The sequence below is a fragment of the Sphingomonas sp. genome (genome assembly GCF_035998645.1).
Lineage (GTDB): Bacteria > Pseudomonadota > Alphaproteobacteria > Sphingomonadales > Sphingomonadaceae > Sphingomonas.
The window spans coordinates 268,250-290,046 of sequence record NZ_DASYHL010000002.1 but is presented as its reverse complement, the minus strand read 5'-3'; the positions used below and the strand labels follow the sequence as shown (position 1 = coordinate 290,046).

Genomic DNA, 21,797 nt, shown 5'->3' with positions numbered 1-21,797 from the left:
CAGATCAGACGCTCGCGCCAGCCGGGTGGTCGGGCAATTGCGACTGGTCGGCGCCATCGGCGGGACCGCCGATCAGCACGAAGCGGCGGTCGCAATAGCCGCAATCGACATAACCATGCTCGTCGATCTGCAAAAACACGCGCGGATGGCCGAGCGCGGCGGCGATTCCGGCATGCGCGCCGTCACAGGCGACGCGGGCGGTGGTGACGCGGGTGATTTCGGGCGGCGCGATCATGGGTCTGCGGTTAGCAAAGCGGCGGAGGGGCGGCAATGGCTTGTTGGGGGCTTGTTGGGTGCGGATTCGCTTGCCAATCGCCGCCCACCGTCCCACTTCCGCGGCATGAGCGACGCGGCAATCGAGATCGACGGCCTTTCCAAGGTCTATCAGGGCGGCAAGCAGGCGCTGGACGGGGTGAGCTTCACCGTGCCGCGCGGGCAGATTTTCGGGCTGCTGGGGCCCAATGGCGCGGGCAAGTCGACGCTGATCAACATCCTCGCCGGCCTCGTCAACAAGACCGGCGGACGCGCGAGCATCTGGGGCTTCGACATCGACGCCAGCCCGCGCAACGCCAAGCGCGCGATCGGGATCGTCAATCAGGAGATCATGTTCGACCCGTTCTTCACGCCGGTCGAGACGCTGGAAATCCAGGCGGGACTCTATGGCGTCCCCAAGGCGGAGCGGCGGTCAATGGAGCTGCTGCGCGCGGTGCATCTGGAGGACAAGGCGCGCGCCTATTCGCGGACGCTGTCGGGCGGCATGAAACGGCGGCTGATGGTGGCGAAGGCGATGGTGCATTCGCCGCCGGTGCTGGTGCTCGACGAGCCGACTGCGGGCGTTGATATTGAACTGCGCCAGCAGCTCTGGGCCTATGTCCGCACGCTCAACGATCAGGGTGTGACGGTGGTGTTGACGACGCACTATCTCGAGGAAGCGGAGCAGCTGTGCGATCGCATCGCGATCATCAACCACGGCAAGCTGATCGCCAACGAACCGACCCGCGAACTGGTCGGCAAGACTCAGGAAAAGGCAGTCGAGGTGGTGGTCGATCGCGACATCGTCACGCTGCCCGCCAATGGCTGTTTCCAGAAGATCGAGGCGAAGGGCGAGCGGACGCTGGTGATCACCTATCGCAAGGACCGCGCGAATGCCGGCGAGGTGCTGGGCGCGGTGCAGGCGGCGGGGTTCGGCATCGTCGATGTCAGCACGCGCGAGGCAGACCTTGAAGACGTGTTCCTGAGCCTGACGCGGGCGGCGAACGCCGCTTAACGCTGGTAGCGGGCGAAGAAGCGCCACATGGCGTCATTGTCGGCGGTCCAGACGTGACCGCCGCCGCGCAGGATGTGGGCGGCGACCTCCGCGCCCGCCCGGCAGCGCGTGTGGAGCCGCTCATAAAGGTTGGCGGCGAGGTCGCGGCGGAGCGGGCCGGCGGTGCAGCCGTTGAGTGCGGCCCAGCGCGCTTCGGCCGCTTCCATCGTATATTGCCAATAGCCTGCGCCGCCACCGTGCACCGGGTTGGTGCCGTCGGCATCGCCGGCAAAGGCGATCACCGGCATCGGCTGCTTCGGCGAGCAGGTCGCGGGATCAGGGCGGGTCTTGTCGCTCGCCAGCGGATTGCCGGCGCGCAGGCCCACGACAGGGGCGATGCCGGCGAAGCGGTCGGAAGCGACGCAGCCGAGCCATGACGTCATCCGCCCGCCGCCCGACAGGCCGGTGGCATAGACGCGCTTGGCGTCGGCACAGCCGCTCGCCGCCAGCCAGTCAATCGCGGTCTTGAGGAACGCCACGTCATCGGCGTCGCCCGGTCCGGGCACCTTGCCGGTGACGGTGGGAACGCCGGGGATGTTCCAGACGAAGCCCCGCTCGACCGGGATGCCGGCATCCGGCGCCGCGACGAGGAAGCCGTGGCGGTCGCTGCTCGCCTCCAGCTTCGATTGCGCGAGGATCGCGGCGCCGTCGCCGCCACTACCGTGGAGCGCGAACACCAGCGGTAGTCGACCCGCCTTCGCACTCGCCGGGACATGGAGCAGCATGGAGCGCCCGGTGTCGCCGACCGTCACGCGTGCCGTGGTGCCGGGGGCGACCGGGCAGGCCGGGGCGGCGAGTGCGGGCGCAGTCGCGGCGAACAGGGCTGCGGCGGCGGCGAGGATCAGGCGCATCGGTATCTCCTTGTAATCTCCTCGCTATGGCCTGAGCTACTGTGCGGCAACCGCAGTGTGTTTGAAATCGCCGCGCTTTGTCGCATAGCGCACCTCCCGCCATCGGTGCGCGAAGGAACGAGATTGGCCCACGACCCCCATCAGTGCGACGTGCTTGTCATCGGATCGGGCGCCGCCGGGCTGACCGCCGCGCTCAACCTGGCCGAACGGTTCAAGGTGACCGTGCTGGCCAAGGGCGGGCTGGACGAAGGATCTACCGCCTGGGCGCAGGGCGGGATCGCCGCGGTGCTGGAGCCCGGCGACACGTTTGAGGCACATATCGAGGATACGATGGTCGCTGGCGCGGGCCTGAACGACCGCGCGACGGTGGAGATGGTGGTCGAGAATGCCCCCGCCGCGATCAACCGGCTGGTGGAACTGGGCGTCCCGTTCAACATGGACGGCAATGCGCTGCACCTGACGCGCGAAGGCGGGCACAGCGCGCGCCGCATCGTCCATGTCGATGACGCCACCGGCTGGGCGGTGCAGGTCGCACTGATCCGCGCGGCGCAGGCGCATCCCAACATCACGCTCGTCCCCGACATGGTCGCGATCGACCTGGCCACCAGTCGTCATGAGCTGCGCTATTCGGGCGCGGGCAAGGTGTGGGGCGTCTATGCCGTCAACCGCGCCAGCGGCGGCGTCGAGCTGTTCACCGCCAACGCGACGGTGCTGGCGACCGGCGGGGCGGGGCGTACCTACCTCTTCTCCACCGCGCCCAAGGGGGCGACGGGGGATGGCATCGCGATGGCGTGGCGCGCGGGGTGCCGCATCTCGAACATGGAGATGATGCAGTTCCACCCGACCTGCCTGTATAATCTCGACGTCAAGAATTTCCTGATTACCGAAGCGGTGCGCGGCGAGGGCGGGCGGCTGATCAACCCGCAGACCGGCAAGCGCTTCATGGCGGATTATGACGCCGAGCGGATGGAACTGGCCCCGCGCGACGTCGTTGCCCGCGCGATTGACGCGGAGATCAAGCGCGACGGCCTCGATTACGTCCATCTCGACATCAGCCATATGCCGCCTGAGTTCGTGAAGGGGCATTTCCCCAACATCTACGACAAGCTGATTGGTCTTGGCATCGACATGACCACGGGGCCGATTCCGGTGGTGCCGGCGCAGCATTATACCTGCGGCGGGATTGTCATCGATCTGGACGGGCGCACCGATTTGCCCGGCCTTTATGCCGCGGGTGAGTGCAGTGAGAGCGGGCTGCACGGCGCGAACCGGCTTGCCAGCAACTCGCTGCTCGAATGTTTCGTGTTTGGCGAGGCGGCGGCGCGGCATATCGCGGCGAATTGGGACGATCTGCCCCCGCCACCGCCGATCCGGCCATGGGACGAAAGCCGCGTCACCGATTCCGACGAAGAGGTGGTGATCAAGCAGAACTGGACCGAAATCCGCCGGTTCATGTGGAACTATGTCGGGATCGTGCGCACCACCAAGCGGCTCGAGCGTGCCGCCCACCGCATCAAGCTGCTGAACGACGAGGTCGCCGATTATTACGGCCATTTCCGTGTAACGCCTGACCTGATCGAACTGCGCAACCTGCTCCAGTCGGCCGAGCTGATCGTGCGATCGGCGCTGCATCGGCATGAGAGCCGCGGGCTGCACTACACGTTGGATCACCCGCAAACGGACGAGATTGCCCGCGATACCGTGTTAGTTCCCTAGGATTTTGGCCGAATCTTCACGCTTTGGCGTCATATTCCCCGTGTTCGTCGCAGAAGCCGCCGCTGCCTCTTGAGCCAGAGCGCGGTGCGAACGCATGATCGCTTTGGGCAAGGGGCGTGGTATCGTGTTGGGGATGCAGGAGTTTACGATTCTTCAGCGGGCAATGACTTTGGCTGGGCTGGCGCCGGTATTGCTGATCGGCGCGGGCGTACATCGCGACGATCTGCCCAAGGATCTGACACCGGCGAGCTATCGCGTGTCGATGCCGATTCCGGCGACGCCCAAGCCGCTCCCCGTCTTTCCCGCTCCTGCAGGGCTAACCGCGACGATCGACGCCCTTGCGCGCGATTTCGGCGGGGTCGTCGGCATCTCGGTGCGCAGCCTCGAATGGGGGTGGCAGGTCGATGCCAATGGCAATCGCCGCATGCCCCAGCAAAGCGTGAGCAAACTGTGGGTCGCGATGACCGTGCTCGACGCACGCGACAAAGGGCGGCTGACGCTCGACGATCCGGTCGAGTTGCGGCGCGAGCATCTGACGCTGTTCCACCAGCCGATCGCGTCGCTGGTGGTACGCGACGGCGTCTATCGCACCACGGTGCGCGAGCTGTTGCTGCGTGCGATGCAGTCGAGCGACAATACCGCCAATGATCGGTTGCTGACCCTGGTCGGCGGGCCGCAGGCGGTGCGCGCGTTCATTGCCGATCGCGCGCTTGGCGAAATCCGTTTCGGGCCGGGCGAGCGGTTGCTGCAGGCCGGGACCGCGGGACTCGCCTGGAACCAGCGCTATTCGATGGCGGGCGAGTTCCAGCGTGCGCGCGCGGCATTGCCGCCGACGGTTCGGCGCGCGGCATTCGATTCCTATGTCGCCGATCCGGTCGATGGCGCTGCACCTTCGGCGATCGCGCTGGCGCTGGCGCGACTGAAAGCCGGGGAGCTGCTGTCGGCGTCCTCGACCAGTTTCCTGACCAACGTCATGTCGGGCACGCGCACCGGCAAGGCCCGGCTGCGCGCGGCCGTGCCGGCGGGCTGGACCCTGGCACACAAGACCGGCACCGGACAGGATTTGGGCGCGCGTACGGCGGGCTTCAACGATATCGGCATCCTCACCGCGCCGGATGGCAAGGCCTATTCGATCGCCGTGATGATCGGGGACACCCCGCGCCCGGTGCGCGAACGCCAGCAGCTGATGCAGGCGGTGGTGGCTAGCGTGGTTGCAAACCACCGGTAAAGTCCCGGCAACGCGAACCGCTTAGCTCTCGCCCGCGCCGCGCGTCGCTGCTAAGCCTCCCCGATGCCTCATCTCTACCTCGTCGACGGCTCGAGCTTTATCTTTCGCGCCTATCATGTGCTGCCCAAGCTCACCAACAAGCATGGCGAGCCTGCGGGCGCGGTCTATGGCTATGTCTCGATGCTGTGGAAGCTGGCGAGCGAGCTGCACAAGGCGGAGGGGCCGAGCCATCTGGCGGTGATCCTTGACAAGAGCGAGCATACCTTCCGCAACGAGCTGTACGACCAGTATAAGGCGCACCGCCCGCCCGCGCCCGAGGATCTGCGCCCGCAATTCCCGATGATCCGCGACGCGACGCGCGCGTTCAGCCTGCCGTGCATCGAGGAATTGGGCTGGGAAGCGGACGACCTGATCGCATCCTATGCCAAGGCGGCGCTGGCGCAGGGGTGGCAAGTGACGATCGTCAGTTCCGACAAGGATTTGATGCAGCTGCTGACCGAGCCGGGCATCGACATGCTCGACACGATGAAGGACCGGCGCATGGGGCCGGAGGCAGTGGTCGAGAAGTTCGGGGTCGGGCCGGACAAATTGGGTGAGGTGCTGGCGCTCATGGGCGACAGCGTCGACAACGTTCCCGGCGTGCCCGGCGTCGGCCCCAAGACGGCGGCCAAGCTGATCCTGGAGCATGGCGATGTCGAGGCGGTGCTGGCCGCCGCGCCCGACATGAAGAAGGGCAAGCTGCGCGACAATCTCATCGAACATGCCGATATGGCGCGGCTGTCGCGCAAGCTGGTCGCGCTGGCCGACGATGTGCCGCTGCCCGAGCCACTCGACGATTTCGCGCTCGACGGGATTCCCGATGCGCCGCTGCGTGCATTTCTGGAGCATCACGGATTCAAGACTCTCCTGACGCGGCTGGGGAGCGAGGCGAGTTCGGTTGCCGACGCGCCGGTCGAAACGCATGAGGTCCCCGGCCTCGAGCCGGATCCGCCCTGCGACCATGATGGCTATGAGACGGTGGTCGATGAGGCGGCGCTGGACCGCTGGATCACGGTGGCGCGGCATCAGGGCTGGGTCGCGGTGGATACCGAGACGACCGGCACGGACGCGACCCGCGCCGAGCTGGTCGGGGTCAGCCTGGCGCTGCACCCCAATCTCGCCTGTTATATCCCGATCGGCCATGGCGGGACCGACATGTTCGCCGAAAAGCCGGTGCAGCTCGACCGGGCAACGGTGCTGGCCAAGCTCAAGCAGCTGCTGGAGGATCCGGCGGTGCTCAAGATCGGGCACAACCTCAAATATGACCTGATCATCCTGGGCCGGCTGGGGATCGACATCGCGCCGTTCGACGACACGATCGTGATGAGCTTTGACCTCGATGCCGGGCTGCACGGGCATGGCATGGACGAGCTGGCGGCCACGCATCTCGCGCATAGCTGCATCGCGTACAAGGATGTGACCGGGAGCGGGAAGAAACAGATCGGGTTCGCCGAAGTCGATCTGAAGGCCGCGACCCGCTACGCCGCCGAGGACGCCGATGTCACGCTGCGGCTGTGGCGGCGGTTGAAGCCGCGCCTCGCTTATGAGGGCGCGACGCGGGTCTATGAGATGGTTGACCGGCCGCTTGTGCGGGTGATCGCTGACATGGAGCGCGCGGGGATCAAGGTCGATGCCGGGGTGTTGGCGCGGCTATCCGGCGAGTTCACGACCCAAATCGCTGCGCTGGAGGCGGAAATCCACGCCATCGCCGGGTTCAAGTTCACCATCGGCAGCCCCAAGCAATTGGGCGACGTGCTGTTCGACAAGATGGGGATCAAGGGCGGGCGCAAGGGCAAGTCGGGCGTCTATTCGACCGACGTCAACGAGCTGGAGCGGATCGCGGCGGACAAGGATTCGCCGGGGCGCGAGATGGTGGTGAAAGTGCTCGACTGGCGCCAGCTGTCGAAGCTCAAATCTACCTATACCGACGCGCTGCAGGCACAGATCAACCCGGCGACCGGGCGCGTGCATACCAGCTACTCGCTGACCGGCGCGCAGACCGGACGGCTGTCGTCGACCGACCCCAATTTGCAGAATATCCCGATCCGCACCGAGGTGGGGCGCCAGATCCGCGACGCGTTCGTCGCCGAGCCGGGCAATGTCATCCTGTCGGCCGACTATTCGCAGATCGAATTGAGGCTGGCGGCGCATATCGCCGACGTGCCCGCGCTGCGTGAGGCGTTCGAACAGGGCGAGGACATCCACAACCGCACCGCGATGGAGCTGTTCGGCGAGGTCAACCGCGACACGCGCGGGCGGGCAAAGACGATCAACTTCGCGATCCTTTATGGCATCAGCCGCTGGGGGCTGGCCGGGCGGCTCGACGTCACGCCCGACGAGGCGCAGGGGATGATCGACCGCTATTTCCAGAGCTTCCCCGGGATCAGCCGCTACATCGCCGACACGCTGACCGAGGCGAAGGCGCGCGGTTACACCACGACGCTGTTCGGGCGGAAAACGCACTTCAGCCGGATCAACGCGCCCAACCAGAATGAGCGCGCGGGCAGCGAGCGCGCCGCGATCAACGCGCCGATTCAGGGGACCAGCGCCGATATCATCAAGCGCGCAATGGCGCGGATGGGGCCGGCGCTGATCGCGGCGGGCCTGCCCAATGTCCGCATGCTGCTGCAGGTGCATGACGAACTGGTGTTCGAACTGCCCGAAGGCGAGGTCGAAGCGGCATCGGCGGTGATCCGCCGGGTGATGGAGACGGCTGCCGAACCGGCGATCACGCTGACCGTGCCGCTCGGCGTCGAGATCGGCACGGGTGCGAGCTGGGGCGCGGCGCATTGACCGATGTCGGGGCCAGCTTCGCTCCGCTGATGGACCTCTATATCCCTCTGTTGCTGGGTGCGGGCGTCCTGATCCTGATGGTCGCCTGGCTGCCGCTGCTGCTGAAAAAGGCGCCACTATCGCTGCCAATCATCTGCGTCGGGGTCGGCGCACTGCTCTTTTCCTTCGATCGCTTCGCGCCCTTTGCACTGCATCCGATCAATGGGCCGTTTCTGGTCGAGAAGGCGGCCGAACTGATCGTCATCGTCTCGCTGATGGGGGCGGGGCTGAAGATCGATCGCGCGCTGAACTGGGCCGATTGGCGCTTGTGCGTGCGCCTGCTCGCGGTCGCGATGCCGCTGACTATCCTCGCGTTGACCTTTGCCGGACAGGCGCTTCTCGGCGTCGGCGCGGCAACGGCGCTGCTGCTCGCCGCGTCGCTCGCGCCAACCGATCCGGTCCTCGCATCGGATGTGCAGATCGAGGAGCCGGGATCGGCGAGCGACGATGAGGCGCGGTTCGCCCTGACCTCGGAAGCCGGGCTCAATGATGCGCTTGCCTTTCCGTTCGTGCACCTCGCAATTGCCGTCGCGGCGGGCGGCTGGGCCGTCTCCAACCTGGGGTCTTGGGCGCTGGACGCGGTGGTCATTCGCCTTGCCGTCGGGCTAGCGTTGGGCTGGGCCGGGGGCTGGGCCTTGGGAAAGATCATCTATCGCCTGCCTGCCGACACCAAATTGTCGCGGACCGGTGACGGCTTTGTCGCGCTGGGTGCGACGCTGGCGATCTATGCCGTCACCGAGCTGGCGCATGGTTATGGCTTCCTGGCGGTGTTCGTCGCCGGGCTGATGTTGCGGCGCGCGGCGCGGGGCAGCGATTTCAATGCGCGCATGCATGACTTTGCCGATGAAACCGAACGCCTGCTGATGATGGCGTTGCTGGTGATGTTCGGCGGGATGCTGACCGCTGGCGGCTTGTTCGCGATGATTGGCTGGGCCGAGGTCGGCTTTGCGCTGGTCGCGATCTTCATCGTGCGGCCGCTGGCAGGCTGGATCGCGCTGGCCGGGTGCCGCCTTGCGCCGTTCGAACGGCCGGTGATCGCCTTCTTCGGCATTCGCGGGCTGGGATCGGTGTTTTATTTCGCCTACGGGATCAACCATGGCCAGTTTGAGGAGCCAGTGCGTCTGTGGGGCGCGCTCGGCGTGGTGATCCTGATCTCGATCCTGTTGCACGGGACGACTGCGACCCCGGCGATGCGACTGGTCGAGCGCGGTCGGATGCGCGCGGCGTGAAGCAGAATGAAGATCTGAATGCGCTCGCCAAGGGCGGGCGGACCAATATTTTCGGCTTTTTCCTGCGCCTCCTTGCGCGCCTCCCGTTCCTGTTCATCGCAGGGCGGCTCTATGGCGCGGAGACGGTCGGGCGGTTTGCGCTCGCTGTGGTGGTGGTCGAGCTGGCGGCGTTGCTCGCGACGCTCGGGCTCAAGCGCGGGCTGGCGCAGGCGCTGGCATCGACCGACCGACCGCATGCGCATGTCGTGTGGGACGGAATGGTCGTCGCCTTCGTCGTCTCGGTGCTCGCGAGCGCGTTGCTGTTCGCCTTTCCCGACCTGATGTTCCCCAATAGCGGGACCACCGGGCTCGACCGCTATCTGGCGGTGATCGTGTTCGCGATTGCCTGGTCCGATGTCAGCCTCGCCGCGCTCGCCTATCGCAACAATGTGAAGGCGACCGTGACGGCACGGGCGATCGTCGAGCCATGGACGATCAGCATCGCGGCGTGGGTGCTGTACTATGTCTCGGCGCGCGATGGCCTGATCATCGCCTATGTGCTGTCGATGGCGGCGGCGCTGGTGGCGAGCCTGATCCCGTTCATCCGCAGCTATGGCCTGCCGCATGGCTGGTCGCCGCGGGTGACGCCGTTGCTTCAGCTCGCCCGCCGCAACATGCCGCTGGCCGGGGCTGACGCGCTCGAATGGGGGTCGCGCAACATCGACCGGTTCATCCTGGGCCTGTTCTTCCCGCCGGCGATCGTCGGCATTTACTATATGGCGCAGCAGGTCTCCTCGATTCCGCAAAAGCTCAAGACCAGCTTCGATCCGGTGCTGGGACCGGTGATTGCGCGCAATCTGGCGGCGGGGAATCGCGGGGCGATCGCGGCGCAGGTGCGGCAGGTCGGGTTCTGGATCATCACGTTACAGGCGGCATTGCTGCTGATGGGCGGCATCCCGGCGGAAGGGGTGATGGGCGTGGTCGGCCCGCAATTCGTGGTCGGCGCCGCGGCCCTGTGCTTCCTGCTCGCGGCCGAGGTCGCCGCTACGCCCGGCGCGGTGGCCGAAGCCGGGCTGGTCTATATGGCGCGGCACCGCAATCTGGTGGTGTCGATGCTGTTGCTCGCGTTCCAGGCGGCGCTGAGCTTTGCGCTGGTGTTCCAGATGCGGGCGATGGGACTCGACATCCATATCCAGGCCTTGGGGCCGGCGATGGCGCTGGTGCTGACGCTGGCGCTGGGGTCGACGATCAAATGCTGGATGCTGTCGCGGCTGACCGGTGAGTCGGTATTCAGCCTGCGCCCGGGTTTCATCGCGGCGATTCTGGTCGCCGGAGCGGTTGGTTGGGCGTTCACCCTGCTGCCGCACCGCCTCGAATGGCTGGAGCTGTCGGTCGGCGTTCCGGCGATCTGCATCGCCTATTTCGCGGTGATCGGGAAATGGGCGTTCGGGCCGGAGGACCGCCAGCTGTTCAAGAAGATGCCGAAGAGCGAACCGACGCTGCCCGACGAGAAGGTTTGAGGGCCACCCCCCCCGTTTGCCCTGAGCTTGTCGAAGGGCCGATCCTGAACCCGAAAATCCGGGAGCCGCGCTTCGACAAGCTCAGCGCAAACGGAGGTTGGAGGGGAGTCTCAGTGGCGGAAGTGGCGCATTCCGGTGAAGACCATGGCGAGGCCCGCTTCGTCCGCCGCCGCAATCACCTCATCGTCGCGGATCGATCCGCCGGGCTGGATCACTGCGGTGGCGCCCGCCTCGACCGCTGCGAGCAGGCCGTCGGCGAACGGGAAGAAGGCGTCGGAGGCGACGGCGCTGCCGATCGTGCGCGGTGCGCTCCACCCGGCCTTTTCGGCGGCGTCCTTGGCCTTCCACGCGGCAATACGCGCGGATTCGAGGCGGTTCATCTGGCCGGCGCCGATACCCGCAGTGCTTCCGCCGCTGGCATAGACGATCGCGTTTGACTTGACGTGCTTGGCGACGGTCCAGGCGAACAGGCAGTCCGCCAGCTCCTGCTCGGTCGGCGCGCGCTGCGTCACGACTTTCAACGCGTCCTGCGTCACCCGCCCGCTGTCGCGCGACTGGACCAGCGCGCCGCCGGCGATGGTCTTGAGCATCAGGCCCGGGCGTGTCGGGTCGGGCAGATCGCCGCAGATCAGCAGGCGCAGGTTCTTCTTGGCGGCGAAGATCGCCTTGGCCTCATCGCTCGCGCCGGGGGCGACGACGACTTCGGTGAAGATGTCGGTGATCGCGCGGGCGGTGTCCGCGTCCAGCCGGCGGTTCAATGCGATGATGCCGCCGAATGCCGACACCGAGTCACAGGCGAGCGCAGCCTTGTACGCGTCGACCAGCGTGTCGGCGGTGGCGACTCCGCACGGGTTGGCGTGCTTGACGATCACGACTGTCGGCGGGCCGTCGCGGAATTCGCTGACCAGCTCGAGCGCGGCGTCTGCATCGTTATAATTATTGTAGCTCAGCTCCTTGCCCTGCAGCTGCTCGGCCTGGGCGATGCCCGGCGTCGCGGGGCCGGCGGGGAGGTAGAGGGCGGCGGACTGATGCGGGTTCTCGCCATAGCGCAGTTCCTCGCCGCGCTTGAACACCAGTGGCAGCGTTTCGGGGAAGCGCTCGCCCTGATCGGCGAAGGCGAACCAGCTGGCGATGGTCGAATCATATTGCGCGGTCAGGGCATAGGCCTTGGCGGCGAAGCGTTTGCGATCTTCCAGCGTGGTTTCGCCAGCTGCGACCACGGCATAGTCGGCAGGATCGGTGACGATCGCAACAAAGGCGTGGTTCTTGGCGGCGGAGCGGACCATCGACGGGCCGCCGATATCGATATTCTCGATAATCTCGTCGCGGCTTGCGCCCTTCGCCACTGTCTGCGCGAAGGGGTAGAGGTTGACGACGACCAGATCGATCATGCCGATCGCGTGTTCGCTGGCCGAGGCCATGTGCCCGGCATCGTCGCGCACGGCGAGCAGGCCGCCATGGACCACCGGGTGCAGCGTCTTGACGCGGCCGTTCATCATCTCGGGAAAGCCGGTGAGGTCGGAGATGTCGCGGACCTCCAGCCCTGCCTCTCGCAGCACCTTTGATGTCCCGCCGGTCGAGACGAGTTCGACTCCCTTGGCGGCAAGCGCCTGACCGAGTTCGACGATCCCGGTCTTGTCGGAAACCGAGAGGAGGGCGCGGCGGATGGTGATGCTGGTCATGGCGGGGGCCTCTAGGATGCGGGCCGGATTATCGCAATGCCGTAGCGACGCGTCAGTTGCCCTTGCGCGCGCGATGGAACAGCCATGAGATGCTGGAGCCGCCAGTCAATGCTTCGCCGGTCAGGACCAGCTGCTGCGTTTCACGTGGAATGCCCTTGGCGTCGATCCACACGCTTTCCTCGATCGCGAGCGCGCCGCCACGCGCACGAAACTGCCAGACCGAGCCGGAGCGGGTGCGCAGCAGCGCGCCCGAGCCATCGGCCGTGGGGGTCGCTTCGACGGCGGGGTGGAGATGGAAGCGGACGGTGAAGGGCACCGCGCCGCCCTTGCCCCCGCGCTTGGCGGCGGGGAGCAGGCTGTCCTCGCCGCGCACGTCGCGGCCGTCGGTGCCAAGCGCGATGGTGCGGCGGTGGATCACGCCGTGGCGGCGGGCATAGCCGTCATGGCTCGCCTCAATCCGGCTGGCGGTTTCGGTCTCGTTGCGGCTCAGCTCCATCTCCACCACGCCGCGGCCGAGCGTGCCGTCGGGATGGATTGCGGTGGAGTTGCTGTCGCGCACGACCAGCGTGGAATGGGCGGCAGTGGTGCGCAGCCCCTCGGTCAATGCGGCCGGCAGGCGCAGGTCCGCACCGCGCGCGCCGCCACAGCTGACCACGATCCGTTCGGCCCCGTCGGAAAATTCGAACGCGAGCGTCGAGGCGCAGCCGCCCGCCATCACCCGCGCGATCGGCGGCGGGGCGGCGTCCATGATCAGCACCGTTCCCTGCTGGGCGAGGCGCTGATAGCCCCATTCATGCGCCTGACGTAGCGGGCGGACGCGCGCGCCGGTCGCTTCGATCGTCTGGTCGATGACGTCGCCGGGGATGGGCAGCCCTCCCTGCCAGCTGGCAAGGCCGCGATCGCCATGGCTGACGCCGAGCAAGGCAGCGACCATTCGGTTCACGGCATCGCCGACAAAGGGCGGCGCATCGAGGCGGCGGGCGGCATAGGTTTCGCGCAGCAGAGTCAGCACCTGGATCGCGTCGAGCAACGCGGCGGGCGAGCGGCCAGTGACTCCGCCGTCCCGGCTGACCGCGCCGGTGATCGCACGGAACAGCCCCGCCTCACCGAAGGAACGGCGCGGGTCGCCTCCGGGAATCATCAGCCCGGCGGTCAGGACGCCGCACCAGGCGGCAATGCGCGGCGCCCCGGTCGGCGCACGATCGGCGGCGCGGTCGAGGTGGCGTGCACCACGGGCAAGCGCGTGGAGCACCTGTGAGCGATAAACGAGGTCGGTGCTCGACAGGATCAGGGGCGCATGCGCGGTCCAATATTGCAGGCGGCGACCCCATAGGTCGGCGCGCCACGCGGGATCGGCGACCTTGCCGGCGTGCGCCGCCAGCCAGCCGCGCATCAGCGCTTCGGCAATTGGCGCGGCCTGTTGCCGGGTGGCGACGGTGGACAGGTCGCGCAGCCAGGCAAAGCTGTGCAGATGCTCGCCAAAGGCGGCGGACCAGCCGGGGCGGGCAAAGTCGAGCGTGGTGACGTCATGGCTTTCGCCGCGAAACATCAGCTTGCCGTCGAGCAGCGCATTGCCGCGCGCCGGATCGCCCATGAACGGATCGTCGGTCACTGCGATCAGCTTGAGCGGATGCCGCCCCTTCAGCCGCAGCGTATGGATCGGGGTGCGCCAGCTTAAGCGGAACAGCTTTTCGGAAATGCGGTCAGCAAGCGAAAGCCCACGGTCGCCGCCGATCCGGATGAGCCGCTTGCCCTGCTCGATCCCGTCGCCGGCTGCCCCGTCGGCAGGCTTGTCCCCGCCAATACTCACCCCGCCCGCAACGCCGCGATATTGTCGGCATAGGCCATGGGCCCGCCCTTGAACGCTGCCGTGCCCGCGACGAGCGCGTCGGCGCCGGCGGCGATGACTCGCGCGGCGTTGGTGCGATCGACCCCGCCATCGACTTCCAGGTCGATCGCGCGACCGCTGGTGTCGATGCGTGCGCGCAGGGCGGAGATCTTGGTGAGTTGGCTCTCGATGAACTTCTGCCCACCAAAGCCGGGGTTCACGCTCATCACGAGGATCAGGTCGACCAGGTCCATGACATGATCGACGACATCGACCGGCGTCGCGGGATTGAGCACGATCCCGGCGCGCTTGCCCAAGCCCTTGATCGTCTGAAGCGTGCGGTGGAGGTGCGGGCCGCTTTCGGGATGGACCGACAGGCAGTCGGCGCCCGCCTCGGCGAACGCCTCCAGCATCGGATCGACCGGGGCGATCATCAGATGGACGTCGAACGGCTTGGCGCTGTGCGGGCGCAGCGCCTTGATCACGGCCGGACCGATCGTGATGTTGGGGACGAAGTGCCCGTCCATCACGTCGATATGGATCCAGTCGGCCCCGGCCGCGTCGATCGCGCGTACTTCCTCGCCCAATTTGGCGAAATCGGCGGACAGGATGGACGGGGCGATGCGGACCGGGTTCATGGCCTTCCCTTTATCACCTCAACTCTAGGCGGCAACTCGCATGAGCCGCACCATGAAAAACCCGTCCAGCCCGCCATGGTCCGCGAGCATGCCGGGCAGGGTGCGCAGCCAGCCGCGCGCATGGGCGGGAATCCCCTCGGGCAGTTCGTCGGGCAGGATTGGGTCGATCGCGAAACCGGGATGGTCGGCCAGGAAGCGTTCGATCTGCTGTTCGCCCTCCTCGGGCTCGAGCGAGCAGGTGGCATAGACCATCAACCCGCCGGGGCGGACCCAGCGCGCCGCGCGCGGCAGGAGTTGCGCCTGAAGCTCCGCCATCTCCGCGATCAGGCGCGGGCGGACGCGGTGGAGCACATCGGGGTGGCGGCGGAAGATGCCGGTCGCGCTGCACGGCGCGTCGAGCAGCACGGCGTCGGCTTCGAATCCAGGCTCCCATTTGAGCAGATCGGCGGCGATGACGGTCGCCGACAGGCCGGTGCGCTCCAGATTCTCGTGAAGTCGCGCCAGACGACTTTCCGAGGCGTCGACCGCAGTCACGGCCCATCCGGCGGCGGCGAGCTGAAGCGTCTTGCCGCCCGGCGCGGCGCACAGGTCGAGCACGCGGCCCGATCCGCTGCCGATCAGGCGGGCGGGGAGCGAGGCGGCGATGTCCTGCACCCACCACTCACCCTCGGCAAAGCCTTCATGCTCGGGAATGCTGGTGCCCGCCGCGACCCGGACATGGCCGGGGAGCAGACTTTCGCCCTCGACCGCGGATTCGCCGCGCAAGGTCAGGTCGAGCGGGGGCGGGGCAGCGATCGCGGCGCACGCGGCGTCGGCGACGCGCTCGCCCCAATTGCCGGCGATCCGGGCATAGACGTCGCCCGGCAGCGCCGGCGGATCGGTCAGCACGGCATTCTGGCGCATCAGCGTGCCGAACACGCCATGGACCAGCTTGCGCGGGCCGCCATCGACCAACGGCAGCGCGGTCGAGATCGCCGCATGCGGCGGGGTACCGAGCCGCAACGCCTGAACCAGCGCGATGCGCAGGACGAAGCGCGCCTTGGCGTCATCGGGCAGGCGGTTGCGCGTTGCGCTGTCGATCAGGTCGTCGAGATCGACGAGCCGGCGCAGCGCCTCAGCCGCGATTGCGTGCGCTAGCCCGCGATCGGACGGAGCGAGCCCTTGGGTCGAGGCGTCGAGCGCTTGCTCGATCGCGAGGCCGCGACGCAGGACTGCATCAAGCAGGCGCAGCGCGGCGAGGCGTGCTGGAACGCCAGGAGGATTGGCGGGACGGGGCGGGGGGCGATGACCAGTAGGGCGGGGCATCACCGCCCCCTACGCCGAAACGGCTGCGCGTTCACCCCCAAAGCGTCATCCGCGCCGGTTGGGATCGAGCGCGCTGCCGCGACGCGGTGCCGCGCGGACACCGAGCGCGGACGGGCGGTTTGCAGGGGCAGCGAAGACGTCGAGCGGCGCGCTCTGGCCCATCGTGACCGCGAGTTCCTCCAGCGCCGCGATGCGGTTGCCGGTGTCGGGATGGGTCGAAAACAGGCTGTCGCCGCCGCGCGCCAGGCCGGGGACGATGTACAGCTGCGACGCCGCCGGATTGCGCTGCGCAACCGGGTTCGGCACTGCCGCTGCGCCTTGGGCTAGTTTGGCCAGCGCCGAGGCGAGCGCGCGGGGGTTGCCGGAAATCTCGGCGCCACCCTTGTCCGCGCCATATTCGCGCGTCCGGCTGATCGCCATCTGCACGATCATTGCGGCGAACGGCGCGACGATCACGGCGAGGATCGTCGCCAGCATCGCGCCGCGATTGTCTCCGGCGCCGCCGCGAAAGAACAGGCCGAAATTGGCGAGCATCGAGATCGCACCCGCAATCGTCGCAACCATCGTCATGATCAGCGTGTCACGGTTGCGCACATGTGCCAGCTCGTGCGCCATCACCCCGGCGATCTCGTCGCGGTTGAGGATGCTGAGCAGACCCGTCGTCGCCGCGACCGCCGCATTCTCGGGATTGCGTCCGGTGGCAAAGGCGTTGGGGTGGGGCGAATCGATGACATAGACCTTGGGCATGGGCAGCTGCGCGCGCTGGGCCAAGCCCGCGACGAGGCCATAGAATTCGGGTGCCGAGGCGGCGTCGACCTGGCGCGCGCCGTGCATTTTCAGCACGATCTTGTCGGCGTTCCAGTAGGTGAACAGGTTCATTCCCACCGCGACCAGCAGCGCGATGATCATGCCCCCGCGCCCGCCGATGGTGAAGCCCAAAGCCATGAACAAAGCGGTCAATGCCGCCAGCAACATCGTCGTCTTGAAGCCGTTCACTTGGATTCGATCCTTTCAGACCCCAATGTGGGAAATGCCACGTCCCGCTTCAATCGAGGAACCATCATGGGCAAGCGCCCCCCACATGTGAAGCCGCCCGCCTATCTGTCCAAGAGCCCGCCGCTGCCGCGACCGGAAGCGGGCAAGAAGGCGGAAAGTGACCCGCTCGGCAACGATCCCACGCGCTATGGCGACTGGGAGCTGAAGGGCATCGCGATCGATTTCTGAACCGCTCCCGGAACGAAATCCGGGGGCGGCGCGTCCTGCGGCGATGACTGCACCGTCCCGTACCCTGATGATCCGGATCGCCATCGGCATTGCCGCGGCGCTCTTTCTGCTGCTGCTCGCGCTCGCGATGATGCCGTGGGGGGCGTTCAAGGGGCGGGCCGAACGCGCCCTGACGGCGCAGATCGGTGCGCCGGTGACGATCGGGGCGATCGAGCGGCGCGGGCTGTTTTCCTTTGCGCCGCTGCTCGACATTCGCGACCTGCGCATCGCCCAGCCCGACTGGGCCGGTGCAGGCGAAATGGTGCGGGTCGAGCGTGTGACCGTGCGGCTGCCGGTGCTGCCGATCCTGACCGGACGGTTCGCGCCGGAGCCGGTCGAGGCGGAGAATGGGCGCATTGTGCTGATTCGTGCGAAGGATGGCCGCAAGAGTTGGGAGCGTGAACGCGAGCGCAGCAGCGGCGGGGGCAGCGGGCTTGACCGACTGGCGGTGCACAATCTGATCCTCGACTATCGCGATGCGAAGAAGGACCGGCGCGCGACGCTGCGGATCGATTCGGATGGATCGGGCTTTCGTGCGGGTGGCGACGGCGCGCTGGGCGATGAACCGGTACGCATCCAGATCGCTGGCGACCCGGTGGCGGGGCGCAAACGCTGGGGCTTTCGCGCGACCGTGGCGGGACCGCGCACCCGGATCGAGGCCGATGGCGCGATGGCGGCGCCGTTCAACACCCGCGACATGGCCTTTGCACTCAAGGCGCAGGGCAACGACCTGCTCGATATCGACCGGGTGATCGAGGCGGGGCTGTTCGGTACCCAGCCGGTGGCGCTGACCGGACAGGTGTCGCGCAAGGGCGACCAGTGGCGGATCGAGCGGCTCGCCGGGACGATCGGGCAATCGCGCCTGTCGAACGCCACCGCGACCGTGGACAAGAGCCAGCCAGGACGGACGCGCATCGAGGGGGATGTCGTGCTCGCCACGCTCGCCTTTGACGACCTTGCCAGTGATCGCGGGCTGGCGATCGCTGCTGCGCGCCGCGCACGGCTGGGCGACCGGCTGGTGCCGGCGACGCAGATCGACCTCAAGAGCGTGAGCGATGTCGATGGCGTGCTGCGCGTGCGGGTGGACCGCATTCTCGGCACGATGGGCTTCGGTTCGGCGGAGGCGACGCTGACGCTCGACGATGCGCGGCTGACCGTCGCTCCGTTCGCGATGGGGATGACGCCCGGGCGGATGAGCGGGCGCGTGGTGATCGACCAGCGTGGCGGGAAGTCCGCGCCGACCCTGACCCTCGATCTGTCGCTGCGTGGCAGCCGCATCGCCGCACTAGCCGGGGACGGGGTGCTGGACGCGCCGCTACAGGGGCATGTCCGTTTGACCGGGGAGGGGCGCACGATCCGCGCTGCCGTCGGTCGGTCGAGTGGCAGCATTGCGCTGGTCGGTAGCGCGGGGCGGATTCCGGCGAACATCGCGTCGTATCTGGGGCTGGATGTCGGGCGCGGCGCGCTGGTCGATGGCGACAAGCTGGCGGCGTTGCGCTGCATGATCCTGCGGCTCGATGTGAAGGGCGGTACCGGGACGATGGCGCCGTTTCTGATCGACACGTCGCGCAGCCAGTCGCGTTTTGCCGGCACGGTGGACCTGTCGAACGAGCGGCTGTCGCTGGCGATGACCGGATCGCCGAAGAAGGAAAGCCTGTTGCGGCTGACCAAGCCGGTGCCGGTGTCGGGCACGATCAAGTCGCCGGTGATGCGCCTGCCCGATGGCGCGAAGCCCAATGTCGGCGGCGTGCTGAAGCTGCTGGGTGATGCGATTGGCGGTGACCGTCCGCCGCTGGCGGAGGATGCGAATTGCAGCGCGCTGGCGGCGACCGCGTTGCGCTAGAGTGCGTCGCGGATCTTCAGGACGGTATTCCAGTTGCGCGCGGTGGTGACCGGGTCGCGCGTCGCCTTGCCCAACGGAGCATGCAGGATCGACCGCGCCTGACCCTCCGGGAAGTCGATATACAGTTCCCGGTCGATCGCCTGTGCGCGTTCGGGGCCATCATGGGTGGCCATTAGCGCTTCGACGGCTGCCGAATCGACCGGCTTGCGATGGAAGGTCACGACGAGAAAACTCGGGCGGTCCTTCGCGCCGTCGGGGAACGGGTTGGCTGCCACGACCGCCGGCATCTCCTCGGGCGTGCGGACGAAAATCTCGGACTTGAGCCCGGTCGCCTCTGCCAGCGCGGCGTGGATCTGCGTTTCGAGCACTTCGCGGGCCGCGCCGGGCGCGGTAAACACGACATTGCCCGAGGCGAGCAGGGTCTTCACCTCGGTAAAGCCCAATCCCTCGATCACCGCCTTGAGTTCCGCCGATTTGAGCTGACGCTTGCCGAGGTTGATCCCCCGCAGCATCGCCGCCCATCTCATGCGGTTTCCCCGCGCGGCGGGCGGGCGAGCAGCGCATCAACGACGGTGCGGACCGGCGTTCCTTCGAGCAGCGCGCAGACGGCTTCGGTCACCGGCATCTCGACCCCGGCGGCGCGCGCGGCTTCGCGCAGCACCGGCGCGGTTGCCGCACCCTCGGCCACGGTGCGGCGGTCGGCGAGCAGGTCGGCGGCGGCTTTGCCCTGACCGAGGCCGACGCCGAGCGAGAAGTTGCGCGAGTTGGTCGAGGAACAGGTGAGGACGAGGTCGCCTAGCCCCGACAACCCCGCCAGCGTCTCCGGCCGCCCGCCGCGCGCGACGCCGAAGCGCGTCATCTCGGCAAAGCCGCGTGCGATCAGGGCCGCGCGGGCGTTGAGGCCGAGCCCCGCGCCCTCGACCACGCCGCAGGCGATCGCGAGGACATTCTTCACCGCCCCGCCAATCTCCGCGCCGGTGACGTCGGCCGAGCCATAGGTGCGGAAGGTCGCGCCGCCGAGCCGATCGGCCAGCGCATCGCGCAGGGCATCGTCCTCGCACGCCAGCGTAACGGCGGTGGGCAACCCCTTGGCCACTTCATGCGCGAAGGTCGGGCCGGACAGGACCGCGACTGGCGCGTCGGGATGCAGCTCGCGGGCGATCTCGGCGACGAGTTTCCGCGACCCCGCCTCGATCCCCTTGGCGCACAGCACCAGCGGGCGATTGTCGGCAGGAAGCTGGGACAGCACCGAACGCAGGAACTGCGCGGGGACGACGACGAGCAGCGCGTCGCAATACGACAGCGCCGCGAGGTCGCTGGTCGCGCGGATCGACGGGGCGAGCGGGATGCCGGGCAGGAACAGCGCGTTCTCATGCGCCGCGTTGATCGACGCCACGACGTCATCCTCGCGCGCCCACAGCGTCACCGGCTGGTCGTTACGCGCTGCGACTTGGGCAAGCGCCGTGCCCCATGCGCCGCCGCCGAGAACCCCGATCTTCATGCCTTCACCCCCGCACCACGCACCTTTTCCGCATCCGGGTCGAGCGGCCAGCGCGGGCGCGCGGGCATGTCGAGCGGATCGGTCAGGCCGAGCGCAAACCGCTCGACCCCGGCCCAGGCGATCATGGCGGCATTGTCAGTGCAGAGCCAGAGCGGCGGCGCGACGAAGCGCAGGCCATGGTCCGCTGCCAGTGTCGTCAGCGCGGCGCGGACGGCGGTGTTGGCGGCGACCCCGCCCGCGACGACGAGCGCGGTGGCCTCGGGCGCCTTGGCCAGCGCAATGCGGGTGCGATCGACCAGACAGTCGACCACCGCCTGCTGGAACGAGGCGGCGAGATCTTCGGGTGCGAACTTGCCGACCTTGCGCGCGACGTCGCTCTTGAGGCCCGCGAAGGAGAAATGCGGCTCGCCCGATCCGACCAGCGGGCGCGGCAGCGGGACTGCGCGTGGGTCGCCGCGCTTGGCCGCTTCTTCGACCGCCGGGCCGCCGGGGAAGCCGAGGCCGAGCAGTTTGGCGGTCTTGTCGAACGCCTCGCCCGCCGCATCGTCGATCGTGGTGGCGAGGCGGCGATAGGCACCGACGCCTTCGACCAGCAGCAACTGACAATGCCCGCCGGAGACAAGGAGGAGGAGGTAAGGGAAAGCCAGATCGGGGTCGGAGAGGCGCGGTGACAGCGCATGCCCCTCGAGATGGTTGACCGCCACCAGCGGCTTGCCCGCGGCGTGCGCCAGCGCCTTCCCGGTGACCAGGCCGACCATCACCCCGCCAATCAGCCCCGGTCCGGCGGTGGCGGCGACCGCGTCGACATCCGCGAGGGTTACGCCCGCTTCTTCGAACGCGGCGGCGATCAGCGGCTCGAGCGCCTCGACATGCGCGCGCGCGGCGATTTCGGGGACGACGCCGCCGAACGGTCGATGCGCCTCATCCTGTCGCGCGAGGCGGTGGGACAGGATGCGGCGGTCACCCGTCACCAGCGCGGCGGCGGTTTCGTCACAACTCGATTCGAGGCCGAGGATCAACATCGCGCCGATCTAGGG

At 67.8% G+C, this 21,797-nt stretch carries 18 protein-coding genes; 8 read left to right on the top strand and 10 right to left on the bottom strand.

Features of this window, described 5'->3' with window-relative positions; genetic code table 11:
* Window positions 1-4: 4 nt before the first annotated feature.
* Window positions 5-235: a zinc-finger domain-containing protein gene (locus VGN66_RS01585; RefSeq protein ID WP_327517104.1), complete on the bottom strand. Its 231-nt coding sequence runs from the start codon at window positions 233-235 to the stop codon at window positions 5-7.
* 105 nt (window positions 236-340) lie between these two features.
* Here VGN66_RS01585 and VGN66_RS01580 point away from each other — a divergent pair, with 105 nt between their 5' ends.
* A complete protein-coding gene (locus VGN66_RS01580; protein ID WP_327517103.1) occupies window positions 341-1,267 on the top strand; it encodes an ABC transporter ATP-binding protein in 927 nt (308 codons plus the stop codon).
* On the opposite strand, the gene VGN66_RS01575 is transcribed toward VGN66_RS01580, so the two are convergent.
* The gene (locus tag VGN66_RS01575) at window positions 1,264-2,157 is read right to left on the bottom strand and encodes an alpha/beta hydrolase family esterase (RefSeq protein WP_327517102.1); all 894 of its coding nucleotides are present in this window, start codon (window positions 2,155-2,157) and stop codon (window positions 1,264-1,266) included. The two genes, VGN66_RS01580 and VGN66_RS01575, sit on opposite strands and share 4 nt — an antisense overlap.
* Window positions 2,158-2,280: 123 nt before the next feature.
* Here VGN66_RS01575 and nadB point away from each other — a divergent pair, with 123 nt between their 5' ends.
* The 5 genes from nadB to VGN66_RS01550 all read left to right on the top strand — a co-directional run bounded on the left by nadB (window position 2,281) and on the right by VGN66_RS01550 (window position 10,700).
* Entirely contained in the window at window positions 2,281-3,873 is a 1,593-nt protein-coding gene (gene nadB / locus VGN66_RS01570) for an L-aspartate oxidase (protein WP_327517101.1), read from the top strand.
* Window positions 3,874-3,967: 94 nt separating this feature from the next.
* Window positions 3,968-5,101 carry a serine hydrolase gene (locus VGN66_RS01565; protein ID WP_327517100.1) on the top strand — a complete coding sequence of 378 codons (1,134 nt, stop codon included), beginning with the start codon at window positions 3,968-3,970 and terminating at the stop codon, window positions 5,099-5,101.
* Window positions 5,102-5,164: 63 nt separating this feature from the next.
* Entirely contained in the window at window positions 5,165-7,933 is a 2,769-nt protein-coding gene (gene polA / locus VGN66_RS01560) for a DNA polymerase I (RefSeq protein WP_327517099.1), read from the top strand.
* Window positions 7,930-9,201 carry a cation:proton antiporter gene (locus tag VGN66_RS01555; protein ID WP_327517098.1) on the top strand — a complete coding sequence of 424 codons (1,272 nt, stop codon included), beginning with the start codon at window positions 7,930-7,932 and terminating at the stop codon, window positions 9,199-9,201. Before polA ends, VGN66_RS01555 begins: the two co-directional genes overlap by 4 nt.
* On the top strand, window positions 9,198-10,700 hold the full coding sequence (locus tag VGN66_RS01550; protein WP_327517097.1) for a lipopolysaccharide biosynthesis protein: 1,503 nt from the start codon (window positions 9,198-9,200) through the stop codon (window positions 10,698-10,700). The genes VGN66_RS01555 and VGN66_RS01550 overlap by 4 nt, the downstream gene beginning before the upstream one ends.
* A 110-nt stretch (window positions 10,701-10,810) precedes the next feature.
* Here the strand turns inward: VGN66_RS01550 and purH are convergent, their stop codons facing one another.
* From purH to htpX, 5 genes are read right to left on the bottom strand one after another with little or no spacing between them, the layout of a single operon-like run.
* Window positions 10,811-12,382 (bottom strand): bifunctional phosphoribosylaminoimidazolecarboxamide formyltransferase/IMP cyclohydrolase, encoded by a 1,572-nt coding sequence (gene purH, locus VGN66_RS01545; RefSeq protein ID WP_327517096.1) that lies wholly within the window; start codon window positions 12,380-12,382, stop codon window positions 10,811-10,813.
* 52 nt (window positions 12,383-12,434) lie between these two features.
* Window positions 12,435-14,192, bottom strand: a complete 1,758-nt coding sequence (locus VGN66_RS01540) for a heparinase II/III family protein (protein WP_327517095.1) — start codon at window positions 14,190-14,192, stop codon at window positions 12,435-12,437.
* Window positions 14,189-14,848, bottom strand: a complete 660-nt coding sequence (rpe, locus tag VGN66_RS01535) for a ribulose-phosphate 3-epimerase (protein WP_327517094.1) — start codon at window positions 14,846-14,848, stop codon at window positions 14,189-14,191. Before rpe ends, VGN66_RS01540 begins: the two co-directional genes overlap by 4 nt.
* 24 nt (window positions 14,849-14,872) lie before the next feature.
* A complete protein-coding gene (locus tag VGN66_RS01530; protein WP_327517093.1) occupies window positions 14,873-16,153 on the bottom strand; it encodes an RsmB/NOP family class I SAM-dependent RNA methyltransferase in 1,281 nt (426 codons plus the stop codon).
* Between the two features lie 45 nt (window positions 16,154-16,198).
* Window positions 16,199-17,149, bottom strand: coding sequence for a zinc metalloprotease HtpX (gene htpX / locus VGN66_RS01525; RefSeq protein WP_327517092.1), 951 nt, complete (start codon window positions 17,147-17,149; stop codon window positions 16,199-16,201).
* Window positions 17,150-17,215: 66 nt separating this feature from the next.
* Between htpX and VGN66_RS01520 the strand changes: the two genes are divergently transcribed.
* Together VGN66_RS01520 and VGN66_RS01515 are read left to right on the top strand one after the other, a co-directional pair.
* Complete coding sequence (locus tag VGN66_RS01520) at window positions 17,216-17,377, top strand: DUF1674 domain-containing protein (RefSeq protein ID WP_327517091.1); 162 nt, start codon at window positions 17,216-17,218, stop codon at window positions 17,375-17,377.
* 67 nt (window positions 17,378-17,444) lie between these two features.
* Window positions 17,445-19,259 carry an AsmA family protein gene (locus VGN66_RS01515; RefSeq protein WP_327517090.1) on the top strand — a complete coding sequence of 605 codons (1,815 nt, stop codon included), beginning with the start codon at window positions 17,445-17,447 and terminating at the stop codon, window positions 19,257-19,259.
* Here VGN66_RS01515 and VGN66_RS01510 read toward each other — a convergent pair.
* The 3 genes from VGN66_RS01510 to tsaD are packed head-to-tail and all read right to left on the bottom strand — an operon-like array spanning window position 19,256 to window position 21,782.
* Window positions 19,256-19,771 carry a DUF1697 domain-containing protein gene (locus VGN66_RS01510; RefSeq protein ID WP_327517089.1) on the bottom strand — a complete coding sequence of 172 codons (516 nt, stop codon included), beginning with the start codon at window positions 19,769-19,771 and terminating at the stop codon, window positions 19,256-19,258. The two genes, VGN66_RS01515 and VGN66_RS01510, sit on opposite strands and share 4 nt — an antisense overlap.
* Window positions 19,772-19,782: 11 nt before the next feature.
* On the bottom strand, window positions 19,783-20,760 hold the full coding sequence (locus tag VGN66_RS01505) for an NAD(P)H-dependent glycerol-3-phosphate dehydrogenase (protein WP_327517088.1): 978 nt from the start codon (window positions 20,758-20,760) through the stop codon (window positions 19,783-19,785).
* Window positions 20,757-21,782, bottom strand: a complete 1,026-nt coding sequence (gene tsaD / locus VGN66_RS01500; RefSeq protein WP_327517087.1) for a tRNA (adenosine(37)-N6)-threonylcarbamoyltransferase complex transferase subunit TsaD — start codon at window positions 21,780-21,782, stop codon at window positions 20,757-20,759. Before tsaD ends, VGN66_RS01505 begins: the two co-directional genes overlap by 4 nt.
* Between the last annotated feature and the right edge of the window lie 15 nt (window positions 21,783-21,797).